We start from the raw sequence: 25,097 nt of genomic DNA, 5'->3' as shown, positions 1-25,097 counted from the left end.
TGTCAAGTAGCCTGCGGCATCCGGTTTATTGTCGTACGCGAAGAGGTACCGTTCGTCCGTCCGGCAAGAGCCGGCGCGCGAAACGGGGGAGCGGTGCGCGGGACGGAGGAACGGTGAGCGGGATTGTCGTCCACCTGCCGGAGGGGAACGGCGACGACACGGTGACCTTACGGCTCGGTCCGGGAGAACGGGCGCGCTTCGGCCGGGGCTCCGCCCGCATCCCCGTGGAGCTGCGCCTCGGCGACGAGACGGTCTCCCGACTGGCCGGTGAGATCCACGCGACCGACGACCACTGGCAGTTGAGCAACCTCAGCAACACCCACGCCTACCTGGTGGAGAACCCGGAGGGCGCCGGCGAGTACCTGCGGGTGCCGCCACGGCGGATCGGCGCGCCGATCCCCTTCGAGTTCTCCCGGGTGGTGCTGCCCTCCCGGCGGGAAACCCCGCTCTCCTTCCAGGTGTTCGCGCCCGACCACGTCTACCTGGACCCGGGCGCCCACGGCGGCTCCCGGGAGAGCCGCACCATGACGGCGTACTCGCTGGACGAGACCGCCACCTACTTCCTGGTCCTGGTCGCACTCTGCGAACCGTGGCTGCGCGACCGCTCCCCGGCCGCCGTCCCCACCACCCCGCAGGTGGTCGCCCGGCTGCACGGCCACCCTGCCTGCGCCCGGCTCACCGCCCGCGCCGTCAGCTCGCACCTCGACTACCTCGCCGACGAGAAGCTCCGCATCGACCTGCCCGACGGCGACCGCGCGGACCGCCGCAGCGGCAAACGCGAGGCCGTGGTGGGGCTCGCCCTGAAGTTCGGCATCGTCCGCGAGGAGCACCTCGCGCTCCTGCCGGCCCCCGAACCCGCCCGCACCGGACGGTAGGGAGGGGCGGAGATGCCGCAAGACCCGGCCCTTCCCGGGGAGGCCGTCCCGAGGGAGGGCGTCCCCAGCGAGGCCGTCCCCAGGGAGGGCGTCCCCGAGCAGGACTTCCCCGGGGACGGCGAGGAACTGCTGCCGGCCGGCCACCGGGTCGGCGAGTGGACCGTCACCGGGTTGCTCGGCGAGGGCGGCTGGGCGACGGTCTACGCCGCCCGCCGGGCCGACGGCGGGGCCGGCCGCGCGGACGACGCGGACGGCACGGTCGCCCTCAAGGTGCTGCCGACCGCCGGACTCGCCCCCCGCCAGGCCCGCCAGGTCGCCGAAGCCGCCCGCCGCGAAACCGAGTTGGGCCGCACCGCCCCGCACCCCCGACTGGTCCGGCTGCTCGACACCCTCGTCCTGGCCGCCCCCGACCAGCCCACCCTCGACGGCGCGATCGTCCTCGTCATGGAACGCGCCCGGTGCACCCTGCGCGACCTGCTCGCCCTCGGCGTCGACGAGGCCGAGGGCGCCCGGATCGTCACCGGCATCTGCGAAGGCCTGGCCCACCTGCACCGCTCCGGCTGGGTCCACACCGACCTCAAACCGGAGAACGTCCTCATCGGCGCCGACGGCGAGGTCCGCCTCTCCGACTTCGGCCTCGCCATCGAACTCACCGGCACCCACGGCCACTGCTCCCCGATGGGCACCCCCGACTACCTCCCGCCGGAACGCTGGACGGAACCGCTCGGCGAACACGGCGTCAAAGTCCGTACCACAGCGGACATCTGGGCGCTCGGCATCGTCATCCACGAGGTCTTCGCCGACGGCGGCCGCCCCTTCCCCGGCGTCACCCCCACCGCCCGCAGCGCCGCGGCCCAACAGTACGCGGAAGGCCGCGCCGCCCTGCGACTGGCCGCCGCCGTCCCCCCGTTCTGGCGCGCCCTCGCCGCCGACTGCCTCGCCCCCACCCAGGCCGCCCGCGCCCCGCACACGGCGGAGAGCCTGCTCGCGCGCATCCGCTCCGACCGGGGGCCACGCCGCCCGCGCCGTCCGAGCACCGCTTTGCTGGCCATCGCCTCCTGCGCCACGGCCGCCGTCACCGCCACCGCCCTCTGGCCACACCCGGAACCGTCGCCCGGACAGCCCGCCCACGTCCGCGTCTTCAACGCCGAACGCGGCTGCCAGGACCGCACCGACCACGACCCCCAGTGCAGCCTCGGCCTCGCCGTCGACCCCCTGCGCCCCTACACCGCCGACAACGTCGGCCCCGTCCGGGTCTGGCACAACGACACCCTCGACGCCGACTGCCAACTCCCCACCGGCCTCCCCGTCATCAACGAGGAAGACCTCACCTCCACCCTCTGGTACCGCATCCGCCTCCCAGGCCACACCCCCGCCTGGCTCCCCGCCGTCCGCACCCGCGACCGCCCCGCCCTGCTCCGCTGCCCATAACCGCCCTACGCGCCATCGGTCTTCCCGACCCCGGCCGCGAGGTCGCCACCGTCCTACGGCCGCACCGCCGCCGACCAGGCCCGTCGCGACCGCGCCCGTCCCGTCCGCGCAGTGGGTGTGCGGACGGAACGGGCGGGAAATGCCCTGGCAGCGGGCTACCGGGTGATCAGGACGTACCCGTCACCGCCGGTGCTCACAGCGGTGTTCCTGGCGCTGCCGCCACCGGTACCCGACTGGTCGTCCGGGCCGGGCGGTGGTGCGCCGCCGTTCCCGCCCCTGCCCCGCCGCTGCTGCCGCCGGTGCCGCCGCCACCGCCCCGGCCCGCGCTGCCGCTCACGCCTCCGTCCCCGCCCCGGAGGATCCGGTGATCGCAGAACCGTTGTGAACGCGGACGAAGGTGTCCCCGCCATTGCGGGGCCTCGCGCCGACGGACCCCGCCGTCCCCGCAGCACCGGGTTCGGCCGGGCGCAGAGTGGCGCCCGCCGCACCGCCCCCACCACCTGCACCGCCATCGCCACTCCGACCTTCGGGGACGCCGCCCCGGCCGACGATGACCACGAGGCGCATGCCCGGGGTCACCGGCACGGCGGTGCAGGCCAGGGCCGCTCCGCCGCCCCCGCCGCCGCCACCGGCCCCTCCGGCGCTGCCGCCGCCCGTGGCGCTGCCGAGGAAGGTCCAGTTACCGCTTCCTCCGCCGCCCTCACCCCCACCTCCGCCACCGGGCGCGCCCCCGCCCCCCGGGCCGAGCGCGTACAGGTTCAGCGAGGTGACGCCCTCGGGCACCTTGAAGAGGTAGATGTCGGCCTTGCCGTACGCCTGCTGGCCGTGGGGCTGGTCGGCCAGGGTCGGGGAGCGGGCCGTCCTCGGGACGGCGGGGTGGGCGGGAGCCGCCGCCGCGAGCAGACAGCACAACGCCACAGGCACCCCGAGCAGCACGCCCGGCCGCCCGAGCGGAAGCACCCGGCGCGCACGGTGCGCACGGGAGCGCCGCACCGGAGGCACGACGGACGACGACGAAGCGGACCCACGGACGGGCCCGCACGATCCACGGAGTCTCATGGTCCCCTTGTGGCCGGACCTCCGGGGCCGGGACCCGCCGATCGCCTCTGGCGGTACATCAGAGGAGGCAGAGCGCGGGCGTGCGAACGAGGCCGCACGCCCGGGGCTTCCCAGGGGGACATCCAGTATGTCGCCCCGGCAGGGGAGTTGCATCCTCCGGAGCCGCCGGCGAACACTCCCGTGTACCCCGCCGATGGCCGGGTTGGAGGCCACTCCGCGCCCTGGCCGCCCGCTACGGCGTTGCAACCGGCTCTACGGAACGCCCGGCATCCAGTTCCGGGCGCATCGGCCGATCGTGCCCGCAGTCAAGAGGCACGCCTGCCGGGACGGCGGCGCTGCCCGGGCCGGCGCTGCCGTGCACTGCTCCGGCCACCCCCCTCCGGACGCGGCTTCGGGGCACGGTCGAACCGAGCCCTCGACCGCTTCAACTCGGCCACCCGACGCGACGACCGCCGGGTACGGCGCGGACGCCGTACGGACGGCTCCACCGTTGTACCGGGCGGCAGATCCGCCCGCCGCCTGGCGCGGCCCTTGACGAACTGAAGGGACCACTCCAACACGATGCTCAGGACTACTCCCGCGACCTTGACCGCAGCTTCGTCCTGCCACAGCAACTCCATGAACCGCACTTCCATCCTCCAGTGAATCGACAAGCTGGAGGGGTGTAGATCACGCGGCCGGGCCGACACCCAGCCTGTGGGCGCCCACCCCGGAACGACCGGCCGCGTCGGCCCTCCCGGGAGCCCGGGGAACCAGAGGTACCCGGAGCCGGGCGACTCCACAGGCGATGGCCAGCGGCTCCGGCACACCTTCGGTACCTGACCTCAAGACGCACGCGGCAGCTGGCGGAGGATCTATTCGGGCTTCCAGCCGTTGCCGGCGGGCGCATAGCGGAGTGAGGGGATGCGGTCCCTGAACGCACCGCTCGCGATGCCAATCCGGACGCATCGCTGCGGATGGCACTACGCGGGCAACCGCAGCGCCCGGCACGACGGCGGCCAGCAGCGCGTCGACGAGCACGAGAACGGATTCCGAGACGTTCACCTGGTCATCCCCCCACGGGACAGAGGCCTTGGCGACAAGCCGCGCATAGTGCTGGGGTCTTCGCGCTCAGGGCAGCACCAGTATTGGTTGGTCCTTCATGGATCAGCCCAAGGCTTGCTGGCCGCTGGGCTTGGCTGCTGCATCCGACAGTTGATAAAGCCGCAGGTGAGAGGCTAAGTGTCGGATGATGAGTGTGGTTTGGGAGCAGTCCGGCCCGGGGCTGATGTCACCCGATCGTGGGACGCCCGTCTTGATTGGTGGGCCCTCGCGATGCCGGTGAGCTCATCAGCGAACTAGATGACTCGCTCCGATGAATCAACCTGCGAGCAAGTTCGGGAGCAGTGGCACCGGGAGCGGACTGGCACCGCGCATGGGTGATTACGTCGACCCTGAGAGTTGGTCGCGGAGCTGTCGAGACTGGTTCGGATGGGCGTGTTGGCCAGCGGCGGTGTCCGCCCGAGGACTTCACCGCCGCCAGCCTCTCGGCCAACTCTATGGCGCGCTCATTGCAAGCCCTCTAGGGCTGATGAGAACGAACCTGACCGGCGCCACGACGGCACCGTACGAGTGTCGGCCCGCCAAGGCTAGCGGCCTTTGTCGGATCTCACCAACGATCACCGCCCCCCATCGGGAGAGCCCCGTGAGCCTGTTCACCTCGTTGCGAGCCCTCCAGGGCTGGTTACGACCGCGTGCGCGTTCCTGCTGCAACGGTGCGCGAGCATGTTGCGAGCCCTCCAGGGCTGGTTGCGACCCGAGCGGGACCTGCGGTGGATCGGCAGCGGCCTGGCGTTGCGAGTCCTCCAGGGCTGATTACGATCCGCCCTGGAGGACGTCCTGGAACGCATGATCATGTTGCGAGCCCTCCAGGGCTGATTACGACGCATGCCCGTCGTGCTGTGCGGACAGATCCTCAACCTGTTGCAAGCCCTCCAGGGCTGATTACGACTGCGGCCGTCATCGCCACGGCCCGGCAACAAGGCCTGTTGCAAGCCCTCCAGGGCTGATTACGACTACGACGCGCTGGTGCGGGCGATCGCGGCCTACGAGTTGCAAGCCCTCCAGGGCTGATTACGACCGGTCGCCGCCGCCCTCGGCATCGGAGCCACCAGTTGTTGCAAGCCCTCCAGGGCTGATTACGACCGTTAACCAACGCGCTGGCCGCGTTGAACAGGATGCGTTGCAAGCCCTCCAGGGCTGATTACGACCCGAGGGTAAAGCACCAGGTCCAGCGGCGCGTGCGGATTGCGTGCGGCGATGTTGTTGCGGCGACTCGGCGGTAGTGCATCGTGGCAGGTCAGGGCGTTTTGGGGCTGGTGCCTCTGCAGGTGGACGCTATTCCCGTCGCGGGGCTGGCGGCGTGGCCGGGGCCTCTAGCACATATGGCTGGCTATTGCTCCAAATCGTGAGGAATGCGGTGTCGATCGTTCACGCCCAACTACGTTGCGGCGTGTTCGGGTTGCGGCACGCGGGTCGGGAGAGTCTGGTGCGGGTGAGGGTCGATGTGACGCCGGATGCGTCGAGCGTGCGGTGGGAGGACGTGCACGGGGCGGCGCGGGGCGTGGTGTACGGGTTGATCGGTGGGCAGGACGAGGCTCTGGCACAGGCCCTGCACGACGGCGGGTGGCGGGGGAAGCCGTTGAAGCCGGTGGGGGTGGCCGGGCCGCTGTTTCTGGGGGCGCCGCGGAAGAGGGGCGTGTACTCCACGTCGCGGGACGGTTCGGTGTGGTTCGGGTCGCCGGTGCCGGAGATCGCTTCGGTGTTGGTGCGCGCTTTGGCCGGGGCCGAGGAATTGGTGTGGGGCGCAACGCGGTTGCGGGTGCGCGGGGTCGCGGTGGACATGGATGCGGTGCTGCCGCCGGGGGAGGGGCCGGTGGAGTTGGAGACGATGACGCCGGTCGTGCTCAAGCACGAGAGCTGGAACCTGCTCCCGGGCGACGAGCACTACCTGGACCGCCTCCAGCACAACCTGGCGCACAAGGCGGACATGTTGGGCCTGCCGGCCCCGCACGGTCTGCGGGTGCTGGAGGCCGGCCCCCGGCGGCGGTTCACGGTGCGCGGGGCGCCGCGGATCGGGGCGCGGGTGCGGGTGGCGATGGAGGCTGACGGCCGGTTCGTGAACGCGATCCGTTCCTGGGGGCTGGGCCTGGACACGATCCAGGGCTTCGGGTGGGTACGGTGACGGCCCTCGTCGCGTCCGGTCATCCCTTGCAGCGGGCGGGTGCCTGGGCCGTGGCCGTCATCGCCGAGCGCGACGGCCCGGGCCGGGTGAGCGCCGCAGACCTCGACGCCATGGCGTCCACCCTGGTGGCGGACGTGCTGGCGGCCGCGACGGCACCCAAGGACAGCGGCGGCCGCTACGACTGGTGGAAGGTCCTGTTCGCGCTGTACCCGAACTCGAAGGCCACGCACAGCAAGCGGCCCTCCGACCCGAACGTGCTGAGGCCGGACATCGAAAGGCTCTTCGCCCCGGACGCCCCGCAGGCCGGGCCGGTGCGGCCGTGCACGTTCTGCGGCGCCGGTACGGCGGTGGTCTGGGCGAAGTCGAACCTCCCCCTGTTCGACACCAGCAAGGCCCTGAACACCCTGCCACCCGGCGTCCCCGGCTGGCCGGTCTGCCGGGGGTGCCGGATCGCGATGTGGGCGCTGCCCTACGGTGCCTGGGTGACGGCCGGCTCGGCTACCGTCCTGTCTTGCCAAGAAGAAGGCGCTGAACGGGAGTTCGCCGGCCGTAACGTACGGCGTGCCCGCCGCGTCATGCAGGCCGGCTTCACCGGGATGCCCGCCGGGGCCAGGCCCGAGCTGGTCGTCCTCGCCGCGCTGCGGGACGCCACCGACGGCCTGTGCGCGACCACTCTGTGGAGCTTCAAGAACGACAACCAGGAGCCCTGGTTGCGCGTCACCCGTACCCGGCGCGCCGTCCCGGCCTTCCTCGCCACCGTCGACGGCAACGCGCCGCTGCGCCGTGGCTGGCACCTGCTGCGTCGTGCCCTGGCTCGGCCGGACGCCGGGAGGAGCGGCGCGAGTGAGGCGGCGCGGCTGCTGTTCGAGGCGGAGGACGGACGGAGTCGCCCGCTGCTCGGGCAGGTGCACCGCCTCCTCGCGGATCCCGACGGCGCGTGGAGCGTCGACGACCGCGAGGCCCTGGTCAGGCTCGCCTTCACCTACGCCGAGGAGGTCTTCGGAATGGAAACGGATCTTGAACCGGTGGCGACGCTGATCGCCGACTGGATCGCCCAGGACGGCTCGCGCGGGCGCCTGGCCGAGTACCGCAGGGCCGCGCTCAACGACTACCAGCTCGGCGCGCTCATGGTGAAGGCCTACACGCGTCTGCAACTGGACGGGAACAAGACGCCGTTGGCGGGCCCCGAGCTGTGGAAGCCGCTGATCGGGCGCCGGCCGCGTGCCTGGGAGCAGCGGATGCTCCTGTTCGCGCTGGTGTCGGTGATGCTCCAGCGCCGAGGGGTCGCGATCAGCGGCAAGGAGCCCGACCCGCAGCAGGAACGCGAGATCGAGGAGCTGGCGGAGCAACCGGCGTTCGGCGTGGACGCCGAGGACGAGTACGACGCATACGAGATGGAGCAGGCGTAAATGGCTTACCTGGCAGGGATGATGGTGCTCTCCGTGCAGGCCGGGGCACCCAACAACGGGCGGAGTGAGGAGACGGTTTCCCGCGTCAAGTTCGCGCGGATCAGGGGCCGCAAGTTCCCGTACGTGTCCGCGCAGGCGGCGCGTCGCTGGATCCGGGAGACGATGGTCGAGCGCGGTTCGGTGCCGTCGCCCGTCACCCGGGTGGGCAAGGCCCAGGGCAAGGCGCAGAAGGCCAACACCCAAGCGGATCCGGTCCGTTACGCGGACGACGACCTGTTCGGCTACATGCGGGCGGGTGCGAAGAAGGACGACGCGGCGACCACCCTGCGCGACAGCCCGTTCATGCTCGGCACCCTGATGTCCGTCGAACCCGCCTATCCGACCGAGGACTTCGGCGTCATGTCCCGGGGGGTGACCGAACCCGTCCTGCACGGCCACGAGTTCTACACCGCCGACCTCGCCGCGCCCTTCCTGCTCGACCTTCCGAGGATCGGCACGTTCACGCTGCCCGGGGCGGACGGGGTGGGCCGGCCCAACTACCTCACCCAGGAGCAGGCGCTCCAGGTGGCGGAGGCCGCCGCGCTCGGCGCCACCACCGGCCCGTTCCGCGACCAGCCGGCTGTACGGCTGCCGTTGGAGGAGCGGCGCCGCCGGGCCGCGCTGCTGCCCGAGGCGATCGCGCACCTGAGCGGCGGGGCGAAGCAGGCCCTGCACTACGGCGACCGGGTGCCCGCGCTGATCGTCCTGGTCGCCTTCAAGGGCGGCATCAACCCGCTGGGCCACGTGATCGACAGCGACCCCGACACGGGGGTGCGGGTGCGCGGGGACGTCCTGGTCCAGGAGCTCGAAGCGTGGGCGGGGGAGTGGGAGGGGCCGGTACGGATCGGTTGGCGGCCCGGCTTCCGCGACCAGGCGCGCGAGGACTTCGAGAAGCAGTGCGAGCGGCAGCTGGCCGAGGGCACCATCGTCGTCGACCACCCCCGGACTGTTCTGCTCAAGCTGGCGGAGGAACTGCGCGCGGGCGAGCTGGACGGCTGGTTCGACGACCCGGAGCCGCGATGACCCCGGCGCCACCGGGCGGGCCGGTACGGGCCCTGCGTGCGACGTTCCACGCGCCCGTGGCCTCCTTCCGGGACCCGCTGTTCCCCGGTGTCACCCGCGTTCTCCCGGTGCCGCCGCCGTCCACCGTCCGCGGGCTGCTGGCGGCCGCCACCGGCGCGTACGCCGAACCCTTCGTCCTCGGCATGGCGGCCTGGTCGGAAGGCCACGGTACCGACACCGAGACCTACCATCCGATCGCCGCCGACGGCAGCAACCCGTCCGCCGGCGGCCGCATCCGGGCCGGAAAGGGCGGCACGACGGCCAAGGACCGGCCTTTCCTCGCCGACGTCCACCTGACCCTGTGGCTGCCCGAACCGGGAGCGGACGGCGACCGGTTCGCCCGGGCGCTGCGCCGGCCTCGTCACGCCCTGCGCCTGGGCCGCTCCCAGGACCTCGTCCACCTCACCGGACTGGCCCACGTCGTCCTCGAACCTGCCGAGCGGGCGGTCGTCGGCCATGCCCTCGCCCCCGCCGACGGCCACGACGTGCCCTCCGCCCACGAGCACCGGCTCGCCGACACCGTCTCCGCCGACCGCCTCACCACCCGCTGGTCGCCGTACCTGTGGTGCGACGAACCCGCTGGGGCGGCACCGGTCCGCGGCGCCTACCGAGAAGCACCCACCAGTAACGAGGACACCCAAGCCGTATGGCTGCTGACCCCCTGACCCCACCCCTGGCCCCACCCTTGGTCCCACCACGAAGGCGCGCCCTCACCGACCTGCGGGCCAAGTCGCTGCCCCGGGAAGACCCCGAACGCCTCACCACCCACCTGCGCACCGTCCACGACGCGGTCGCCCAGCTGGAGGCGCGCATCGGGGCCGCCGGCGTCATCGCCACCGAACCGCAGTTCTGGAGCCTCGTACGCGTCGCGGCGCTGCTGCACGACGCGGGCAAGATCGCCGAACTGTTCCAGCGGCAGGTCGAACCCGGCGGCAAACCCTGGGGCGAGCGCCACGAGGTCCTCTCCCTCGCCTACGTCGACCTGCTGGCCCCGGCAGCGGGGTGGGGCAGCGAGGAGCGCCTGCTGATCGCCACGCTCGTCGCCGGCCACCACCGGCCGCTCCACGCGGCGTCCTCCCTCGGCGGCGGCAAGCCCGCCCTGTCCCGCCTCTACAACGAACGGACCCGCTGGGACGAGGCCTTCGGCCACGTGCCCGGCCCGGACGGCCCACGGCCGCAGGTCCCGCGCGGCCTGCACCAGGAACTCCTGGCCTGGCTGGCCGGCTCCCTCGGCACCGAACCCGCACCACCGGGGCCGAACGACCCGGTGCTCGCCGACCGGGCCCGCCTGCTCCTCCAGGACGTCCTCACCGCCTGGAGGCTCCCGGTGAAGGCCCACCAGGGCCTGCTCGCCGTCCTGGCCCAGGGCGCCCTCACCCTGGCCGACCACGCCGGCTCCGCCCACGTGGACCTCCAGACCCACATGCCGCTGCCCACCGACTACCTCGCGCGGCTCCCGTACCCGCCGCACCGGCACCAGCACGACGCCGGTACGACCGTGGGCCACCTCGTCCTCATCGCCCCCACGGGCAGCGGCAAGACCGAAGCCGGACTCTCCTGGGCTGCCCGGCAGTTGGCGACGATGGCGGGCAGGCCCAGGGTCGTGTGGACCCTGCCCTACCACGCCTCCCTCAACGCCGCCCGACGGCGCTTCCAGGGCACCCTCCACCCGGCCGCGGGGGAGAAGCAGCCCGACATCGGCCTCCTCCACGGCGCCCTCGCCCGTACCCTCCTCACGGAGGCGTCGGAGGACGACTGCTGTAGCGGCCCCACCAAGGACGACGCCCGCAAAGCCCGCGCCCGCGCCAACGCCATGCGCCTGTTCACCCAACGCCTGCGCGTCGCCACGCCCCACCAACTCCTCGCCGCCGCCATCGCCGGGCCCACCCACTCCTCCGTCCTCCTCGAACAGGCCAACTCCCTGTTCGTCCTGGACGAACTCCACGCCTACGACCCCGAGACCTTCGGCCGGCTCTGCGCCGCGATGCGGCTGTGGGAACAACTCGGCAGCAGGATCGCCGTGTTGTCCGCGACCCTCGCCCCGCCGCTGCTGACCATCGTCGACGAGAGCCTGCACCAGCCCGTCACCTGCCACCGGGCCGAGCCCGGGACGGCGCCGGTGCGGCACCGACTGGTCGTCGACGAGCTCGCGCTGACGGACCCGGAGAGCATCGCGCGGCTGGAAGGGTGGATCGACGAGGGGCACAGCGTGCTGGCGGTCGTCAACAGGGTTGCCGCGGGGCAGGCCCTCTTCGCCGCCCTCGCCGACCACGCCCGCGAGCAGCACCCCGACGACCCGGACGCCGCGCTGCTCCTCCACTCGGGCTTCAAGAACAAGGACCGCGACGAGATCGAACGCCGACTCCTGAAACGCCACCGCGAGCGCCGGTCCGACGACGCGCCGCGTCGAGGCGGTCTGGTCGTGGCCACGCAGACGGTGGAGGTCTCGCTGCAACTCGACTTCGACCGGGGCGCGGTGGAGAACGCCCCCATCGAGGCCGTCGCCCAGCGCGCCGGACGCGTCAACCGTCGGGGCCTCCACCCGGACGGGGCGGTCGAGTTCCGTGTCCACCGGACGGACGGCCACCGCCCGTACGACCAGGGTGCGGTGGAGGCCGCCTGGTCGGCGCTCACCACCCTGGCGGTGGAAGGCGCCACCGACCTCAGCGAAGAGGACATCGACCGCCTCCTCGCCCTCGCCTACGACACCGAATGGGGCCACAAGTGGGCTGAGAGGGCTCGGGAGGCCCGCGACGGGTTCACCGCCGAGTTCCTCACCTTCGCCGACCCCTTCCACGACCGCACCGAGTACGCGAAGTCCCTCGGCGAACGCTTCGACACCGTGGAGGTGCTCCTGGAGGAGGACACCGAGGAGTACCGCCGACTCGCGGTCGGCAGGAAGGCGGACCCGCTCCTCGCCGCCGGACTGCTCATCCCGCTGGGCTACGGGCAGTTGAAGACCTACAGCCACGCGTTCGACCGGTCGCTAGGCGTCCATCTCGTCAAGGGCGAGTACGACCCCGTCCTGGGCCTCCGCCCGCCCGCCGAAACGGAGACGATCCTGTGAAACCCATCCCTGCGAGTCCACTCGGCGACGACCAGGGCCTCGGCGGCGTCCACATCAAGTACCTGCGCCACTGCCCGCGCCAACTCTGGCTCTACACGCGCGGTTACCGGCCCGAAGGCGGCAGCGACCTCGTCGCCTTCGGGGAGGTCGTGAGCGAGACCACGTTCACGCGACGGCGGGACGTCGACCTCGGCGAAGCCCGCATCGACTGGGTCACCGCCGGGGCCGTCATCCACGAGACCAAGTCCTCCCGCAGCCCATCACCCGCCCACGACGCCCAAGTCCGGCACTACTGCCTGCTGTTGGAGCGCCGAGGCGTCAACGTGCGCGGCGGCACCGTCCACTACCCCCTCATCCGCCGCACCACCGATGTCCCCTGGAACGAAGAGGCGCGGGAAGCGGCCGAGACCGCCGAGGACGAGGCCCGCGCCGTCATCGCCTCGGCCGAACCCCCCGACCGCCAGACCCGTGCCGCCTGCCGCGGCTGCTCCTACCTCGACTACTGCTGGGGAGACTGATGCCCGCCGTCGGCCGTACCTACTGGCTCACCGGACCCTGCCGCATCCGCCGCGAGGACGACAGCATCCGCATCGAGCGTGCCGACGGCAGCCCCGTCCGCATCCCCATCACGGACATCCGCGACCTCGTCGCCTTCGAGCACGTCGACCTCAACACCTCCGTGATGTCCCTCCTCAGTCGCCACGGCGTCACCGTCCACATCCTCGACCACTACGGCAACTACGCCGGACACTTCGCGCCCGCCGAGGCCATGTCCTCCGCCACCGTCCTCCGCCGACAGGTCGAGATCACCGGCGACCCCGCGCAACGCCTCCCGGTCGCGCGCGGACTCCTCCTCGCCACCGCCGAGAACCTCCGCTGGGCCCTCGACACCGACCTCCTCGACCCGGCACTCGAAACCCTGCGCACCGCCCTGCCCGACTGCCACGACACCGACGAACTCATGGGCCAGGAAGGCAACTTCCGCCGCACCGCCTGGGCCGTCCTCGACACCCGCCTCCCCGCCTGGCTCCGCCTCAACGGACGCACCCGCCGGCCACCCACCAACGCCGGCAACGCCTTCATCAGCTACCTCAACGCCCTCACCTACGCCCGCGTCCTCACCGCCCTGCGCAGCACCCCGCTCCACCCCGCCATCGGCTTCCTGCACAGCGACACTGACCGCCGCCGCAACACCCTCGCCCTCGACCTCGCCGAACCCTTCAAACCCCTGCTCGCCGAACGGCTACTGCGACGGGCCGCCGGCCAGAAGCACCTCAAGCCCAGCGACTTCGAGACGGAAGTCGGTCGCGCCGCACTCAGCGCGGACGGCCGAAAGAAGATCGCCGCTCTCGTCCGGGAGGAACTCGCGACGACGGTGTACCACCGGACGCTGAAGCGGAAGGTCAGCTACGAGGAGCTCATCCACCTCGAAGCACTCAAGCTCGTCCGGCTGTGCCTGGAGGGCGTGCCGTACAAGCCCTTCCGGCCCTGGTGGTAGCCGCCGATGTTCGTCATCCTGGTCTACGACACCGCAGCCGAACGCAACCCGAAAGTATTGAAAACCTGCCGCAAGTACCTCCACTGGACCCAGCGCAGCGTCTTCCACGGCGAACTCACCGCCGCCCAGTACCGCGCCCTCACCCACACCCTCAACAGCGTGATCGACCCCAGCTACGACAGCATCGTCACCTACACCGCCCGCTCCCCGGACATGATCGACAGAGCAACACTCGGCGCCACCCTCGGAGGGCCGGGCGAGATCCTGTGACCAGTGCCGCTGCAGTACCGGCCGGTCGCCGCGCTTCCGTCGCCTACGGCGACGCCCGTAGGTGCGCTGATCTTGGGCTTTACCCTCGGGTCGTGATCAGCCCTGGAGGGCTTGCAACGCGGGGTCTTCTTCGGCACGGCCTGCTACGCCGCCACGTCGTGATCAGCCCTGGAGGGCTTGCAACGTCAGCACCCGGCGGGAGAGCTGCTCGGCGTACTCGTCGTGATCAGCCCTGGAGGGCTTGCAACGGGGCGGCGTTCCAGACCATGGCGAGGGTGGCGGTGTCGTGATCAGCCCTGGAGGGCTTGCAACAGGTTGACCCGGAGTTGGTTACCGAGCTGCCGGCGTCGTGATCAGCCCTGGAGGGCTTGCAACGGTCGGCAACGCGGACCCTGGAAGCGGCGGCGGCCAGTCGTGATCAGCCCTGGAGGGCTTGCAACACCTGCAGGTTGGCCGACACGGTCAGCGGAGCCCGCGTCGCGATCAGCCCTGGAGGGCTTGCAACGTGCCGTGGACGTAGGTCCAGGTGCACCCGCGGCAGGTCGTGATCAGCCCTGGAGGGCTTGCAACGTTGCGAACTCCGGCACGTTCTCCACCATGACGGCCGTCACGGTCGGCCCTGGGCCCGTAACAGGTCCAGGGCCGCTCACTGCCGGTCAGATGCGGATGGCGGTGAGGACGTGGTAGTCGAGGAGGCCGTCGCGCCAGGCGGGGAGGAAGTGGCGGGTCCAGTGGGCGGCGGGGACGGCGTCGGTGAGGTAGCGGTCGAGGCCGGGCCAGACGTCGGCGCCGATGGATTCGGTGGTGATGTCGGTGAAGCCGGTGCGGGTGAGGGAGGTGGTGAAGTCGTCGAGGGGGTGGGCGATGTCGAGGCCGTCGGCGAAGCTGGCGAGGAGGATCTTGAGGCGTTCGGCGACGTCGGGGCCGGGGGCGGTGAAGAAGGTGGCGACGACGAGCCGGCCGCCGGGGCGCAGGACGCGGGCGGACTCGCGGGCGAAGCCGGTCAGTTCGCGGAAGTGCTGGGCGGCCTCGACGGAGAAGACGCCGTCCAGATAGCCGTCGGAGAAGGGGAGTTCGTCCGCCGAGCCGAGGGTGTACGCCAGCCGATCGGGGTACGTTGCCAGGGCTCTCGCGTTGACGGCGCGGGCCCGTTCGATCTGGTCGGGGTGGATGTCCACGCCCGTCACGCCCGCGAACCGGAACTCCCGCAGGGCGAGGGCGGCGCCCAGCCCCCGGCCGCAGCCCACCTCCGCCAGCCGCAGCCGCTCCCGCGGCTCAGGGAACTCCCGCAGCACCCGCCGGTACATCTGCTCCTGGCTGCGCACCCGGTCTTCGGAGGTCGGGTCGGCGAGGTCGATCCCTTGCCAGTAGCCGAAGTTGATGAAGCCTCCGGCGAACGACGGGGCGGTGCTGAGGTCGTCGACGCCGTACGTCCGGCGTACGGTCGGGGGGATGCGGTTGTGGTCCATGGGCCGCTGGGTCTCCTGCTCGGTGGGCGCCCGGCCGTCGGGCGCGCCGAGGTACGTACCCAAACCTGTGGTGGTCCGAACACGGTACGTGATGGCGGAGCGTCCAGGGAGCGGTGGGGAGCGCGGTGGTGCTCCGAGCGGGCTCGGGGCACCACCACGCGAACGGGGAGAGGCTACCGGGTGAGGTCGGCCGGTGTGTCGAGGCGGGTCAGTTTCCGCGGGTTGCGCACGATGTAGACCCGGGTGACCCGGCCGTTCTCCACCGCGAGGCTCACCACCGAGGGTTCGCCGCCGATGTCGATCCGGCCGGCCGGGGCGCCGTTGAGCCACACCGTGGTGGTGTCGAACGGGACCGGCAGCCGCCCGGTGCGCGCGAGCAGCGCGGCCACGGCCTCGGCCCCGTGCACGGGGGCCGGGACGGCGGCCGCGATCCCGCCGCCGTCGGCGATCAGGACGACGTCCGGCGCCAGCACCTCCATCAGGTCCTGCAGCCGCCCGGTGCGCAGGGTCTCCAGGAACCGTTCCACCACCCGTTGTTGCTCGGAGCGGCTGACCCGTACCCGGGGCCGGCGGGCCGCCACGTGCGCGCGGGCGCGCCGGGCGATCTGCCGGACGGTGGGCGGGGTCTTGCCGAGGGCCTCGGCGATCTCCTCGTAGGGCAGCTCGAAGACCTCGCGCAGCACGAACACGGCCCGCTCGGTCGGCCCGAGCGTCTCCAGCACGGTCAGCATCGCGAACGAGACGCTCTCCGCGAGTTCGACGTCCTCGGCGACGTCGGGGCTGGTGAGCAGCGGCTCCGGCAGCCACTCGCCGACGTACTGCTCGCGTCGACGGGTGAGCGTCCGCAGCCGGTTGAGGCCCTGGCGGGTGACGATCCGGATGAGGTACGAGCGCGGGTCGTGCACCTGGGCGCGGTCGACCCCGGCCCACCGCAGCCAGGACTCCTGCAGCACGTCCTCGGCGTCGGCGGCGGAGCCGAGCAGCTCGTAGGCGACGGTGAAGAGCAGGCTGCGGTGGGCGACGAAGGGGTCCTCGGTCATGCCGGCTTCACTCCGGCCGGCACGGAGGTGTCGGTGACGGTGGGCCGGGCCAGCGGGATCCCGCAGGAGTCGGAGAAGCCCTGCGACCGGACGCCGTTCGCGGTGTTGTTCCTGGTGGCCATGTTGACGAAGGCGACGTAGGCGGTGAGTTCGACCATGGCCGCCGGGCCGAGCTCGCCCAGCAGGTGTTCGTACTGCTCGTCGGTGACGGTCGGTGGGGTCACCGTCATGGCCTCGGCGTACGCCATCACCTCGCGCTCCAGCGTCGTGAACACCTCCGCCGCCCGCCAGTTCGGCACCTGGCTCGCCTTGGCCGGGTCCAGGCCCTGGTTCCGGGCCTGGAAGTAGCCGACGTCCAGGCACCAGCCGCAGCCGACCTGGGCGGCCACCGCCATGTGCGCGAAGGACTTGAGGCCCTCGTCGAGCGCGTCCCACTCGGCGATCCCGCGGGAGAAGTCCAGGTTCGCGGTGGCGACGGCGGGGTTGTGCCAGACGGCCTCGACGGGTTCGAGGGCGGTCCCGAACGTCCTGATCATGTTCTCGCTCAGCTCGGCGGGCAGCTGGGCCTTCGGCAGTCGCAGTGCCATGGTGTCCTCCGGGTTCGGTGGTTCGGCGGGTTGCCGGACATGAAGACACCGGAGGGCGCCCGGATGTGACAGCGGATGGCGAAGCCGGGCGAGCGGCCGGCCAGCCAGGTGGGCGGCCGGGAGAAAAGGCGTTTCGGACCGGCCGGGCGGTTCGCTACAGTCCGCCGGGAGTCCGACCACCGCGAGGAGACCGACCACCGTGACCGTCCCCGACGACCGCCCCGCCCCGCCGCTGACCGGCGGTGAGCGCGAGATGCTGCGCGGCTTCCTCGACTTCCACCGGGCGACCCTGGCCCTGAAGTGCGAGGGCCTGACCGACGAGCAGCTGCGGCTGCGCTCCAGCCCGCCGTCCACGCTCAGCCTGCTCGGGCTGGTCCGGCACATGGCGGAGGTCGAGCGGGTCTGGTTCCGCCGGGTGATCGACGGTGAGGATCTGCCGCTGGTCTGGTCCGAGGACGGCGACTACCAGGCCGCCTACGACCCCGCCGGCGCCACCCGCGCCGAGGCCTTCGCCGCGTGGCAGGCCGAGGTCGAGCACTCCCGCCGGATCGAGCTCGCCGCCGACTCCCTCGACGTCACCGGCTACCAGTCCCGGTGGGACGCCGAGGTGTCGCTGCGGCTGGTGATGCTCCACCTGATCCACGAGTACGCCCGGCACAACGGGCACGCGGACTTCCTGCGGGAGGCGATCGACGGCACGGTGGGCGCCTGAGCGCCGAGGGGAGCTACCGGGCTACCAGCCGAGCAGGTGGGTGCGCCGGGTGAGGGCGGTGAGGACGGAGCCGGTGGCGGCCTCGGGGGTGAGGGCCGCGGTGTCGAGGGTGTGGGCGGTGTGGACGGTGTCCTCGGGCGCCGGGCCGGGGTGGAGGACGACGTAGTGGAGGGCGGCGCCGGTGGCGCGGCTCTCGCGGCGGAAGGTGTCGAGGGCGGCCGGGGCGGCGGGGGCCTCCACCACGACCTGGTAGCCGCGGGTGGCGTAGGCGAAGGCGGCCTGGGCGGCGGCCGCGAGGGCGGTGGCGTTCTGGCGCCCGGCCTCGGGCAGGTGGGGCGGGAGCTGGCCGCTGCGTATGACCCGCAGGAAGTCGTCCGTCCGCAGGTGGACGCTCGGGTTCAGTTCCCGGGCGAGCAGCTCCGCGACCGGGCTGTTCCCGGCCCCGGCCGGGTCGACGAGGACGAGGACGCCCCCGGCGCCCCCGCCGCCCCCGAGCTCCGGCCCACCTACGGTCGTACGGTTCACAGCTGCTGATCCCTTCGCGGGCCGGGGACGGTCGGGTAGCCGGGGCGGGGCGGTCGGAGTGCGAAGGGGCTGGTCGGCCCATATCCGGACATCCGACCGCCTCGTCCCTACGACTGATGCGTTTCGGGGATCAACCTAGTCCAAACGGGTGGTCCGAGTCGTCCCCAGCCCGCTTCCTGGGCGGGTCGGAGTGGTCGGTCGGCGGGGCCGGCCGGGGTGGTCAGCCCGCTTCGGTGCGCAGCACGATCGGGTTGGTGAGCGCCGCCATCGGGCCCCAGGGCAGGTCCGGGCCCATCGAGTTGCCCCTGCCGGGGGTGCCGTCCGCCTTCGGGTGGCGCACCTCGGCCCGGACGTAGGCGGCGAGCGAGGCGGTGGTGCGCCAGATCACGGTGCCGGAGCCGTCGGCGGGCAGCGACTCCTGGTGCATCTGGCCCTCGTCGGTGAGCAGGCGGACCGTCCCGCCGGGCACGCCGGAGACGGTGAGCCGGACGTCCAGCGGGGCGTCGGCCGGGACGGTCAGCTCCTCGCCGATGCCCGCCCGGCGGCCGTGCCCGGTGACGGTGAGGTCCAGCGTGACGGCGGAGGACTCGGCCAGCCAGCTGCGCCCGGCGCGCAGCCCGTCGAGGATCGCGTCCCGGGTGAGGTCCTCGGCCAGGACGACGTTGTGCGGGGAGCCGATGGCCTGCGGCTCGCTGTGCGCGTCGCTGTTGCCCAGGGCGGGCAGCCAGGAGCGGCCCTCGCGCAGGGCGACGGCGAGCCGGCCGTCCCAGGTGTCCACCGCCGACTCGTCGTCGTACGTCCAGGGGCCGTTCCACACCTCGACGCCGTCGGCCTGCTCGTAGCCGAACTTCCACTGGCAGGCGACGTACGGGCAGTACGGGTGCGCGGGCACCACCAGGCCGCCGGACCGGTGGACCTGGCGGACGAAGCGCGGGAACTCCTCGTCGCGGGAGCGGTAGCGCCAGTCGACGAACTGGCCGGGCTCCAGGCCGAGGGCCAGCCAGTGGCCGTTGCGGGTGGTGATCTCCTCGCCCGGCAGGATCAGCAGGTCGGGGCCGGCCAGCGGGCCCCAGGCGGCGTGCGAGGAGCTGGTGTTGTGGTCGGTGGAGACGATGAAGTCCAGGCCGGCCGCGCGGGCCCCGGCGGCCACCTCCTCCGGCTTGCGCCGCCCGTCGGAGTGGACGGTGTGCAGGTGGCAGTCGCCCCGGTACCAGGCGCGGCCGCGGCCGCGGGCCCGCTCCGCCGGGTACTGCGGGGTGAACCGCGGCCCGGGGGCGCCGAAGCGGAGGGTGACCTCGACGTGGTACTCCAGGCCCTGCGGGGCGACCTGGTAGGGGCCGAGGACGACGTGCCAGGTGCCGGGGTTGACCGGGCCGGGGAGGTAGCCGGGGGTCGCGGCGGCGCGGGAGAGGCTGAACTCGGTGCGGAAGCCGCCGGACCAGCCGCGGAAGCCGGGGCCGCCGAGGTCGGTGCCGCGCTCGTCGAAGATGCCGATGTCGCAGGAGTTGCCGGGGGTGCCGGCCGGGACGGGCGGCTTGTCGTAGCCGTAGGAGACGGCGATCTCGCGGACGCCCTCGGGGACCTCGACCGGGAGGTAGACGAAGTCGGGGGAGCCGGTGGGCAGGTGGCCGGTGAGGGTGAGGGTGCGGTCGGGGGGTGTGGCGGCGGGGCCGTCGGCGGGGGCGGCGTCCGCCCGGCCGGTGGCGGCGGCGAGGCCGAGCGCGGTGGCGGCGCCGGTGGCGAGGCCGGTGCGGAGCAGGTCGCGGCGGGCGGGCTGTGGAGTCGGCGGGTGGGTCGGCTGGTCGGCCGGTTGGTCGGCGGGTCGGTTCGGGCACGGGGTGCTGGGCTCGGTCGGCATCGAGGTCTCCGGATCGGGGCGGGCGGGTCGCTCGCGGGCTTACCCGGGCGGGTGAACCGGGGGTGAGTCGTGGCCCACGGCGGCGGGGCGGGTCGGTGAAGAGGCGCCGGGCGGGGGCGGGGGCGAGTTGCGGGGAGTGACGAATGGTCGGTTCATAGTCATGTCATCGGTTTACATGCCATCGGGTTGTATGAGGCATGGCTTGTGCGAGACATGGCGCGGATGGGAGACGGGCGTGTCGGTGAGTCGGCGGGCGCTGCTCATGGGGGTGGCCGGAGGAGCGCTGGCGGGGTGCCGGAGCAGGGCGGTGGGCACCGGTCCGGCCTCGCCCTCGGCCTCGGCGCCACCGTCCACCGAGCCGTCCGCCGAACCGCTCGCGACGCCGTCCGGCGGGCCCACCGAGGCCCTCGCGCCGACACCCGCGCCGGACCCCGCGAAGCAGCCCCCGCACCCGGCGACCCGGGCCGAGGTGGTCGAGCGGTACGGCGCGCTGGCCCCGGCCGAGTGGGGGCTGGACGTGTCCGGGGTGATCACCGAGCTGCCGGAGGGCGAGAGCGCCATGGCGCTCACCTTCGACGCCTGCGGCGGCCCCGGCGGCAGCGGCTACGACGCCGACCTGATCGACGCCCTGCGGGCGCACGGGGTGCCGGCCACGCTCTTCCTGAACGCCCGCTGGATCGACGCCAACCCGGACGAGTTCGAGCAGCTCGCCGCCGACCCGCTGTTCGAGATCGGCAACCACGGCACCGTCCACCGTCCGCTCTCGGTGACCGGCCGCTCCGCCTACGGCATCGCCGGCACGCGCGGCGTCGGCGAGGTGTACGACGAGGTGGCGGGCAACGCCGAGAAGCTCACCGGGCTGCTCGGGCACCCGCCCCGGTTCTTCCGCTCCGGCACCGCGCACTACGACGACGTCGCCACCCGGGTGGTCGCCGACCTGGGCCAGCGGGTGGCCGGATTCACCGTCAACGGGGACGACGGGGCGACGCTCCGGTCCGCCGAGGTGCGGCGGGAGGTCGCCTCCGCCCCGCCCGGCGCGATCGTGATCGGGCACATGAACCGCCCGGGCGGCGGCACCGCCCCCGGGGTGGCGGCGGCGGTGCCGGGGCTGCTGGCGGCGGGGCGGCGCTTCGTCCGGCTCTCGGACGTGCTGTAGCGGAACGTCCGGAGACGGGGCCCCGGGGCGGTCAGGCGGGGTGAAGGGCGGTCAGGCCAGGCGCAGGCCGCCCGGGTGCTCCTCCTCGATGATCCGGACCAGCCAGTCGAAGACCGTCGGCCCCCTGCCCGCCCGGGCGGCGTCCAGCTGGGCGGTGATCCGCGCGCGGTTGGTCGGGTGGGCGCGCGCCAGCCGCAGCTCCAGCTGCCGGACCGTCTCCGGGTAGCCGAGGTTGCGGCGGGAGACCTCGTGGTGGCGCCACTCGATGACCCAGTCGCCGTCCTCGGGGGTGCCGTAGCCGCCGCGCAGGCAGTCGGCGAAGGCGTCGAGGTTGCGGCCGAAGTAGCCGTCCACGCCGATGGTCCGCCCGACCACGTCCCAGAAGTCCTCCAGGGTCTTGATCTCGTCGCCGTCGATCACATAGGTCACCGTCACGGGGTCGAGGATATGCCGCCCCGGTCGAGGGCCGGTCGGTGACGGCCCGGGGCCTGGTCGCCGGTCAGGGGGCGACGGCGATCGCGGTGGCGAGCAGCCCGTCCCGGACCGCCCAGCGGCCGTCGAAGCCGTCGAGCCGGCGGCCGTTGACCACCGGGCCCGGGACGAGCAGCCGGGCGGTGAAGGTGCCGTCGGGGGAGAGGTCCAGTTCGGCCTCCTCGAAGTCCAGGAAGACCTGCGTCAGCGGGAACCAGGCCTTGTACACCGACTCCTTGGCGCTGAACAGGATGCGGTCCCACGGGACGTCCGGGTGCTCGGCGGCCAGTTTGGCGAGCCGCTGCCGCTCGACCGGCAGCGCGACGGCCTCCTGGACGCCCTCCGGCAGCGGCAGCGCGGGCTCGGCGTCGATGCCGACGGAGGCGAGGGTGCCGGCCCGGGCCACGGCCGCCGCGCGGAAGCCGTCGCAGTGGGTGAGGCTGCCGACCACGCCGTCCGGCCAGCTCGGCGCGCCGCGCAGGCCCGGGACGAGCGGGCGGTACGGGACGCCGAGCCGGGCGAGGGCGGCCCGGGCGCAGTGCCGGACGGTGGTGAACTCGCGGCGCCGCTTGTCGACGGCGCGGGCGACGGCGGGCTCCTCCTCGGGCTCCAGCCGGGCCTCCGGCGGGTCCTCGTAGGCCACCTCGGTCACCACGACGTCCGGCAGCAGGTCCCCGATCATCCGTTCCCCCCTCGGTCGGCCGCGCGGCCGGGCTGCCGCGCGGGACGAGGGTAACCCGGGTGGGGGGATCTTGGCGGGTGATCGGGGATCATGGCCGACCGGCCCGGCCCGACTGGCGCGGACCGGTCGGTCCGAGTCCGGTCCGGGGCCGGTCCGAGTCCGGTCCGGCCCGGTTTGGGCCCGGTCCGGCCCGGCTTGGGCCCGGCTACTCGAAGGCGGCCGCCGCCTCGCGCAGCGCCCGGGCCACCGTCTCCGGGTCGTACGGCGCGGGCTCGCCGGGCCGGTAGGTGACGGAGTGCAGGGCGCCGGTGTAGCGGAAGGAGCGGTGCCGCTCGTACAGCGGCCAGGAGACCGGGGACTTGCGGTCGATGCCGATGCTGATGCCCTGGAACGGGGCCATGCCGATCAGCTGGTGGACCGGGCCGAGCAGGGCGGGCTCCGCCCAGGTGGCAGCGCCGTCCCCGGTGTCGCCCACCGGCAGGCCGTCCACCGGCAGGCCTTCCACGAGCAGCCGGAACTCCCATCTGAGGTCGGCGACGGCGGTGGCCTCCAGGGTGATCAGCCGGGCGCCGGCCGGCAGCGGGCCTCCGTCGGCCTCCAGCAGGTCGCCGTACTGGTTGTAGGCGAGGCGCAGCCGGCCGTCCTCGACGTAGAGGCTGTAGCCGCCGCCCTGGTCACCGTGCGAGACCAGGACGCCCTGGTCGCCCGGCCGGTAGCCGTCGAGCGCGGCCTCGACGGTGAAGGAGCGGAAGGCGATCAGCCGGGAGGAGCGGTAGCGTTCCAGTTCGGGGGTGCCGGCCAGCAGGGTGACGGGGCGGCGCAGCCGCTCGGCCTCGGGGCCGCGCAGGGCGAGGGCGCCGCTGCCGTCGGCGAGCGGGAAGACCCCGTCGCGCCAGGCGGCGGCCTCCCAGGCGGCGGACAACTCCTTGACCAGGTCGGGATGTTCGGCGGCGACGTCGTGGATCTCGGTGGGGTCGGTGCGCAGGTCGTACAGCGCCCACTCGCCGTCGTCGTACGGGGTGCCCGGGCGGTGCAGGGTGACCAGCTTCCAGCCGTCGCGGTAGTAGCTGCGGTTGCCGGTCATCTCGCAGTACTGCTCGTGGTGGGTGCCGGGCGCGGCGCCGTCGCGCAGCACGGAGGTGAAGCCGGTGCCGTCGAGCTCCTGGACGGGGTGGCCCCGGCGCTCCGACGGCCGTTCCACGCCCGCGAGTTCGAGCAGGGTGGGCAGGATGTCGGTGACGTACTGGTACTGGGTGCGGACGCCGGTGTCGCCCTCGGCGCGGGGCAGGCCGGCCGGCCAGGAGAGCACGAAGGGGACGCGGACGCCGCCCGCGTAGGTCTGGCCCTTGTAGAGGCGGAAGGGGGTGTTGGAGGCCATGCCCCAGCCGCGCGGGTAGTGCACCAGGCTCCGCGGGCCGCCGATCAGGTCGATCTCGCGCCGGACGTCCGGGTTCCAGTCCGCCGGCAGGTCCGGGTGGTGGACGAAGCGGCTGAAGTAGCTGCGGGTGCCCTCGGCGCCGCCCTCGCCGGTGCCGCCGTTGTCGCTGGTGAACACGATGATGGTGTTGTCGAGTTCGCCGAGGGCGGCCAGGGTGTCGGTGAGCCGGCCGAGGTTCTGGTCGACGTTGTCGACCATCGCCGCGTACACCTCCATGTAGCGGGCGTACAACTTCTGCTGGACGTCGGTGAGTTCGTCCCACGGGCCGACCTCGTACCCGGCCTCGGAGTTGCGCTCGGGCAGCTCGGTGCCGGGCGGGAAGTGTCCGGCGGCCAGCTGGCGGGCGAAGCGGGTGCGGCGCAGCTCGTCCCAGCCGCCGTCGTAGCGGCCGCGGTGGCGGGCGAGGTCCTCGGGCTTGGCCTGGAGCGGGCCGTGCACGGCGTTGTGGGCGAGGTAGAGGAAGAACGGCTTGTCGGCGTCGTGGGCGCGCAGTGAGGTGACCATCTTGACGGCCTGGTCGGTGATGTCGTCGGTGTAGTAGTAGCCGTCGGGGAACTCGTCGATGTCCAGCGGGCTGTTGTCGCGGACGAGTTGGTGCGGGTGGAAGAGGCTGGTCAGGCCCTCCAGGACGCCGTAGTACTGGTCGAAGCCCTTCTGGAGCGGCCAGTTGGCGCGGTCGTCGGCGGCGTTGGAGGCGGAGTCCCGGGTGAGGTGCCACTTGCCGACCGCGTAGGTGGCGTAGCCGGCGTCGTGCAGCAGTTCGGCCAGGGTGGGGATGTCCCCGGCGACCTCCATGCCGTAGCCGGGGAAGCCCGGGTCGGCGTTGGCGACGAAGGAGTAGCCGACCCGGTGCGGGTTGAGGCCGGTGAGCAGGGCCGCCCGGGCGGGGGAGCAGAGCGGCATGGTGTGGTAGTTGGCGAGCCGGACGCCGGTGGCGGCGAGGCGGTCCAGGGTGGGGGTGGGGATCTCGGCGCCGAACGGGCCGATGTCGCTGTAGCCCATGTCGTCGATCAGCACGACGACGATGTTGGGCGCGCCCTCGCGCGGGCGGACCCGCCGCGGCCAGGCGGGGACGGACTCGGCGAAGGTGCGGCCGACGGTGCCGGGGAAGCCCGCGTACGGGTCGCGGCGGTGCGGGTCGGGCTGCGGCGTCGGCCGGCGGTGCGGGTCGGGCGGGGTGCTCATACGGTGCTCCGGGGGTGGCTCGGGCGGGCGGCGGCTCAGCG

The 25,097-nt window shown here is 73.0% G+C and carries 21 protein-coding genes and 1 CRISPR repeat array; of the genes, 12 read left to right on the top strand and 9 right to left on the bottom strand.

What is annotated here, in order from left to right; all coding sequences use genetic code 11:
* The first annotated feature begins 113 nt into the window (after nt 1–113).
* Nucleotides 114–875: a serine/threonine protein kinase gene (locus ACWDD9_RS29710; protein WP_449813258.1), complete on the top strand. Its 762-nt coding sequence runs from the start codon at nt 114–116 to the stop codon at nt 873–875.
* Nucleotides 876–887: 12 nt separating this feature from the next.
* Entirely contained in the window at nt 888–2,306 is a 1,419-nt protein-coding gene (locus ACWDD9_RS29705) for a serine/threonine-protein kinase (protein WP_449813257.1), read from the top strand.
* A gap of 333 nt (nt 2,307–2,639) precedes the next feature.
* On the opposite strand, the gene ACWDD9_RS29700 is transcribed toward ACWDD9_RS29705, so the two are convergent.
* A complete protein-coding gene (locus tag ACWDD9_RS29700; protein WP_375877052.1) occupies nt 2,640–3,230 on the bottom strand; it encodes a hypothetical protein in 591 nt (196 codons plus the stop codon).
* Nucleotides 3,231–5,823: 2,593 nt separating this feature from the next.
* Here ACWDD9_RS29700 and cas6 point away from each other — a divergent pair.
* Genes cas6 through cas2 form a run of 8 tightly spaced genes read left to right on the top strand, consistent with a single transcriptional unit; the run spans nt 5,824 to nt 13,933 of the window.
* Nucleotides 5,824–6,588, top strand: coding sequence for a CRISPR-associated endoribonuclease Cas6 (cas6, locus tag ACWDD9_RS29695; RefSeq protein ID WP_449813256.1), 765 nt, complete (start codon nt 5,824–5,826; stop codon nt 6,586–6,588).
* Nucleotides 6,589–6,638: 50 nt separating this feature from the next.
* Nucleotides 6,639–7,997, top strand: coding sequence for a hypothetical protein (locus ACWDD9_RS29690; protein WP_449813255.1), 1,359 nt, complete (start codon nt 6,639–6,641; stop codon nt 7,995–7,997).
* Nucleotides 7,998–9,059, top strand: a complete 1,062-nt coding sequence (cas7i, locus tag ACWDD9_RS29685; RefSeq protein WP_449813254.1) for a type I-B CRISPR-associated protein Cas7/Cst2/DevR — start codon at nt 7,998–8,000, stop codon at nt 9,057–9,059.
* Nucleotides 9,056–9,763, top strand: coding sequence for a CRISPR-associated protein Cas5 (gene cas5 / locus ACWDD9_RS29680; RefSeq protein ID WP_375877056.1), 708 nt, complete (start codon nt 9,056–9,058; stop codon nt 9,761–9,763). Before cas7i ends, cas5 begins: the two co-directional genes overlap by 4 nt.
* Nucleotides 9,745–12,165 (top strand): CRISPR-associated helicase Cas3', encoded by a 2,421-nt coding sequence (cas3, locus tag ACWDD9_RS29675; protein ID WP_449813253.1) that lies wholly within the window; start codon nt 9,745–9,747, stop codon nt 12,163–12,165. Before cas5 ends, cas3 begins: the two co-directional genes overlap by 19 nt.
* Nucleotides 12,162–12,683 carry a CRISPR-associated protein Cas4 gene (locus tag ACWDD9_RS29670; protein WP_416874762.1) on the top strand — a complete coding sequence of 174 codons (522 nt, stop codon included), beginning with the start codon at nt 12,162–12,164 and terminating at the stop codon, nt 12,681–12,683. Before cas3 ends, ACWDD9_RS29670 begins: the two co-directional genes overlap by 4 nt.
* Complete coding sequence (cas1b, locus tag ACWDD9_RS29665) at nt 12,683–13,663, top strand: type I-B CRISPR-associated endonuclease Cas1b (protein ID WP_449813252.1); 981 nt, start codon at nt 12,683–12,685, stop codon at nt 13,661–13,663. Before ACWDD9_RS29670 ends, cas1b begins: the two co-directional genes overlap by 1 nt.
* A gap of 6 nt (nt 13,664–13,669) precedes the next feature.
* The gene (cas2, locus tag ACWDD9_RS29660) at nt 13,670–13,933 is read left to right on the top strand and encodes a CRISPR-associated endonuclease Cas2 (protein WP_049652019.1); all 264 of its coding nucleotides are present in this window, start codon (nt 13,670–13,672) and stop codon (nt 13,931–13,933) included.
* Nucleotides 13,934–14,022: 89 nt separating this feature from the next.
* A CRISPR array of direct repeats spans nt 14,023–14,503; the repeat unit is 29 nt; unit sequence GTCGTGATCAGCCCTGGAGGGCTTGCAAC.
* A gap of 86 nt (nt 14,504–14,589) precedes the next feature.
* Here the strand turns inward: cas2 and ACWDD9_RS29655 are convergent.
* The 3 genes from ACWDD9_RS29655 to ACWDD9_RS29645 form a co-directional block, all read right to left on the bottom strand.
* Entirely contained in the window at nt 14,590–15,465 is an 876-nt protein-coding gene (locus ACWDD9_RS29655) for a class I SAM-dependent methyltransferase (protein WP_234348398.1), read from the bottom strand.
* Between the two features lie 110 nt (nt 15,466–15,575).
* Nucleotides 15,576–16,442 (bottom strand): RNA polymerase sigma-70 factor, encoded by an 867-nt coding sequence (locus tag ACWDD9_RS29650; RefSeq protein WP_449813251.1) that lies wholly within the window; start codon nt 16,440–16,442, stop codon nt 15,576–15,578.
* Nucleotides 16,439–17,029 (bottom strand): carboxymuconolactone decarboxylase family protein, encoded by a 591-nt coding sequence (locus ACWDD9_RS29645; protein WP_449813250.1) that lies wholly within the window; start codon nt 17,027–17,029, stop codon nt 16,439–16,441. Before ACWDD9_RS29645 ends, ACWDD9_RS29650 begins: the two co-directional genes overlap by 4 nt.
* Before the next feature lie 253 nt (nt 17,030–17,282).
* On the opposite strand from ACWDD9_RS29645, the gene ACWDD9_RS29640 reads away from it, so the two are divergent.
* A complete protein-coding gene (locus ACWDD9_RS29640) occupies nt 17,283–17,741 on the top strand; it encodes a DinB family protein (protein ID WP_449813286.1) in 459 nt (152 codons plus the stop codon).
* Between the two features lie 21 nt (nt 17,742–17,762).
* On the opposite strand, the gene ACWDD9_RS29635 is transcribed toward ACWDD9_RS29640, so the two are convergent.
* A complete protein-coding gene (locus ACWDD9_RS29635) occupies nt 17,763–18,266 on the bottom strand; it encodes a hypothetical protein (RefSeq protein ID WP_049652015.1) in 504 nt (167 codons plus the stop codon).
* Between the two features lie 220 nt (nt 18,267–18,486).
* On the bottom strand, nt 18,487–20,124 hold the full coding sequence (locus tag ACWDD9_RS29630) for a CehA/McbA family metallohydrolase (RefSeq protein ID WP_449813249.1): 1,638 nt from the start codon (nt 20,122–20,124) through the stop codon (nt 18,487–18,489).
* A 307-nt stretch (nt 20,125–20,431) separates the two neighbouring features.
* On the opposite strand from ACWDD9_RS29630, the gene ACWDD9_RS29625 reads away from it, so the two are divergent.
* Nucleotides 20,432–21,280 (top strand): polysaccharide deacetylase family protein, encoded by an 849-nt coding sequence (locus tag ACWDD9_RS29625; protein ID WP_449813248.1) that lies wholly within the window; start codon nt 20,432–20,434, stop codon nt 21,278–21,280.
* A 51-nt stretch (nt 21,281–21,331) separates the two neighbouring features.
* Here the strand turns inward: ACWDD9_RS29625 and ACWDD9_RS29620 are convergent, their stop codons facing one another.
* From ACWDD9_RS29620 to ACWDD9_RS29610, 3 genes are all read right to left on the bottom strand, one after another.
* Nucleotides 21,332–21,715 carry a barstar family protein gene (locus ACWDD9_RS29620; RefSeq protein ID WP_380777709.1) on the bottom strand — a complete coding sequence of 128 codons (384 nt, stop codon included), beginning with the start codon at nt 21,713–21,715 and terminating at the stop codon, nt 21,332–21,334.
* Between the two features lie 64 nt (nt 21,716–21,779).
* The gene (locus ACWDD9_RS29615) at nt 21,780–22,433 is read right to left on the bottom strand and encodes a 4'-phosphopantetheinyl transferase family protein (RefSeq protein ID WP_388047027.1); all 654 of its coding nucleotides are present in this window, start codon (nt 22,431–22,433) and stop codon (nt 21,780–21,782) included.
* Nucleotides 22,434–22,638: 205 nt separating this feature from the next.
* Entirely contained in the window at nt 22,639–25,056 is a 2,418-nt protein-coding gene (locus ACWDD9_RS29610; protein WP_449813247.1) for an arylsulfatase, read from the bottom strand.
* Nucleotides 25,057–25,097: the final 41 nt, after the last annotated feature.

The organism is Kitasatospora sp. NPDC001119 (genome assembly GCF_053598475.1).
Note: the sequence above shows the minus strand (reverse complement) of the source record. Positions and strands in the feature narration are given on the sequence as shown.

Coding starts and splice junctions, on each gene's coding strand:
- cas1b (WP_449813252.1), top strand. CDS start 12,683: ATGCCCGCCGTCGGCCGTACCTACTGGCTCACCGGACCCTGCCGCATC.
- cas5 (WP_375877056.1), top strand. CDS start 9,056: ATGACCCCGGCGCCACCGGGCGGGCCGGTACGGGCCCTGCGTGCGACG.
- ACWDD9_RS29630 (WP_449813249.1), bottom strand. CDS start 20,124: ATGCCGACCGAGCCCAGCACCCCGTGCCCGAACCGACCCGCCGACCAA.
- ACWDD9_RS29705 (WP_449813257.1), top strand. CDS start 888: ATGCCGCAAGACCCGGCCCTTCCCGGGGAGGCCGTCCCGAGGGAGGGC.
- cas2 (WP_049652019.1), top strand. CDS start 13,670: ATGTTCGTCATCCTGGTCTACGACACCGCAGCCGAACGCAACCCGAAA.
- ACWDD9_RS29650 (WP_449813251.1), bottom strand. CDS start 16,442: ATGACCGAGGACCCCTTCGTCGCCCACCGCAGCCTGCTCTTCACCGTC.
- ACWDD9_RS29615 (WP_388047027.1), bottom strand. CDS start 22,433: ATGATCGGGGACCTGCTGCCGGACGTCGTGGTGACCGAGGTGGCCTAC.
- ACWDD9_RS29645 (WP_449813250.1), bottom strand. CDS start 17,029: ATGGCACTGCGACTGCCGAAGGCCCAGCTGCCCGCCGAGCTGAGCGAG.
- ACWDD9_RS29640 (WP_449813286.1), top strand. CDS start 17,283: ATGCTGCGCGGCTTCCTCGACTTCCACCGGGCGACCCTGGCCCTGAAG.
- ACWDD9_RS29610 (WP_449813247.1), bottom strand. CDS start 25,056: ATGAGCACCCCGCCCGACCCGCACCGCCGGCCGACGCCGCAGCCCGAC.
- cas3 (WP_449813253.1), top strand. CDS start 9,745: ATGGCTGCTGACCCCCTGACCCCACCCCTGGCCCCACCCTTGGTCCCA.
- cas7i (WP_449813254.1), top strand. CDS start 7,998: ATGGCTTACCTGGCAGGGATGATGGTGCTCTCCGTGCAGGCCGGGGCA.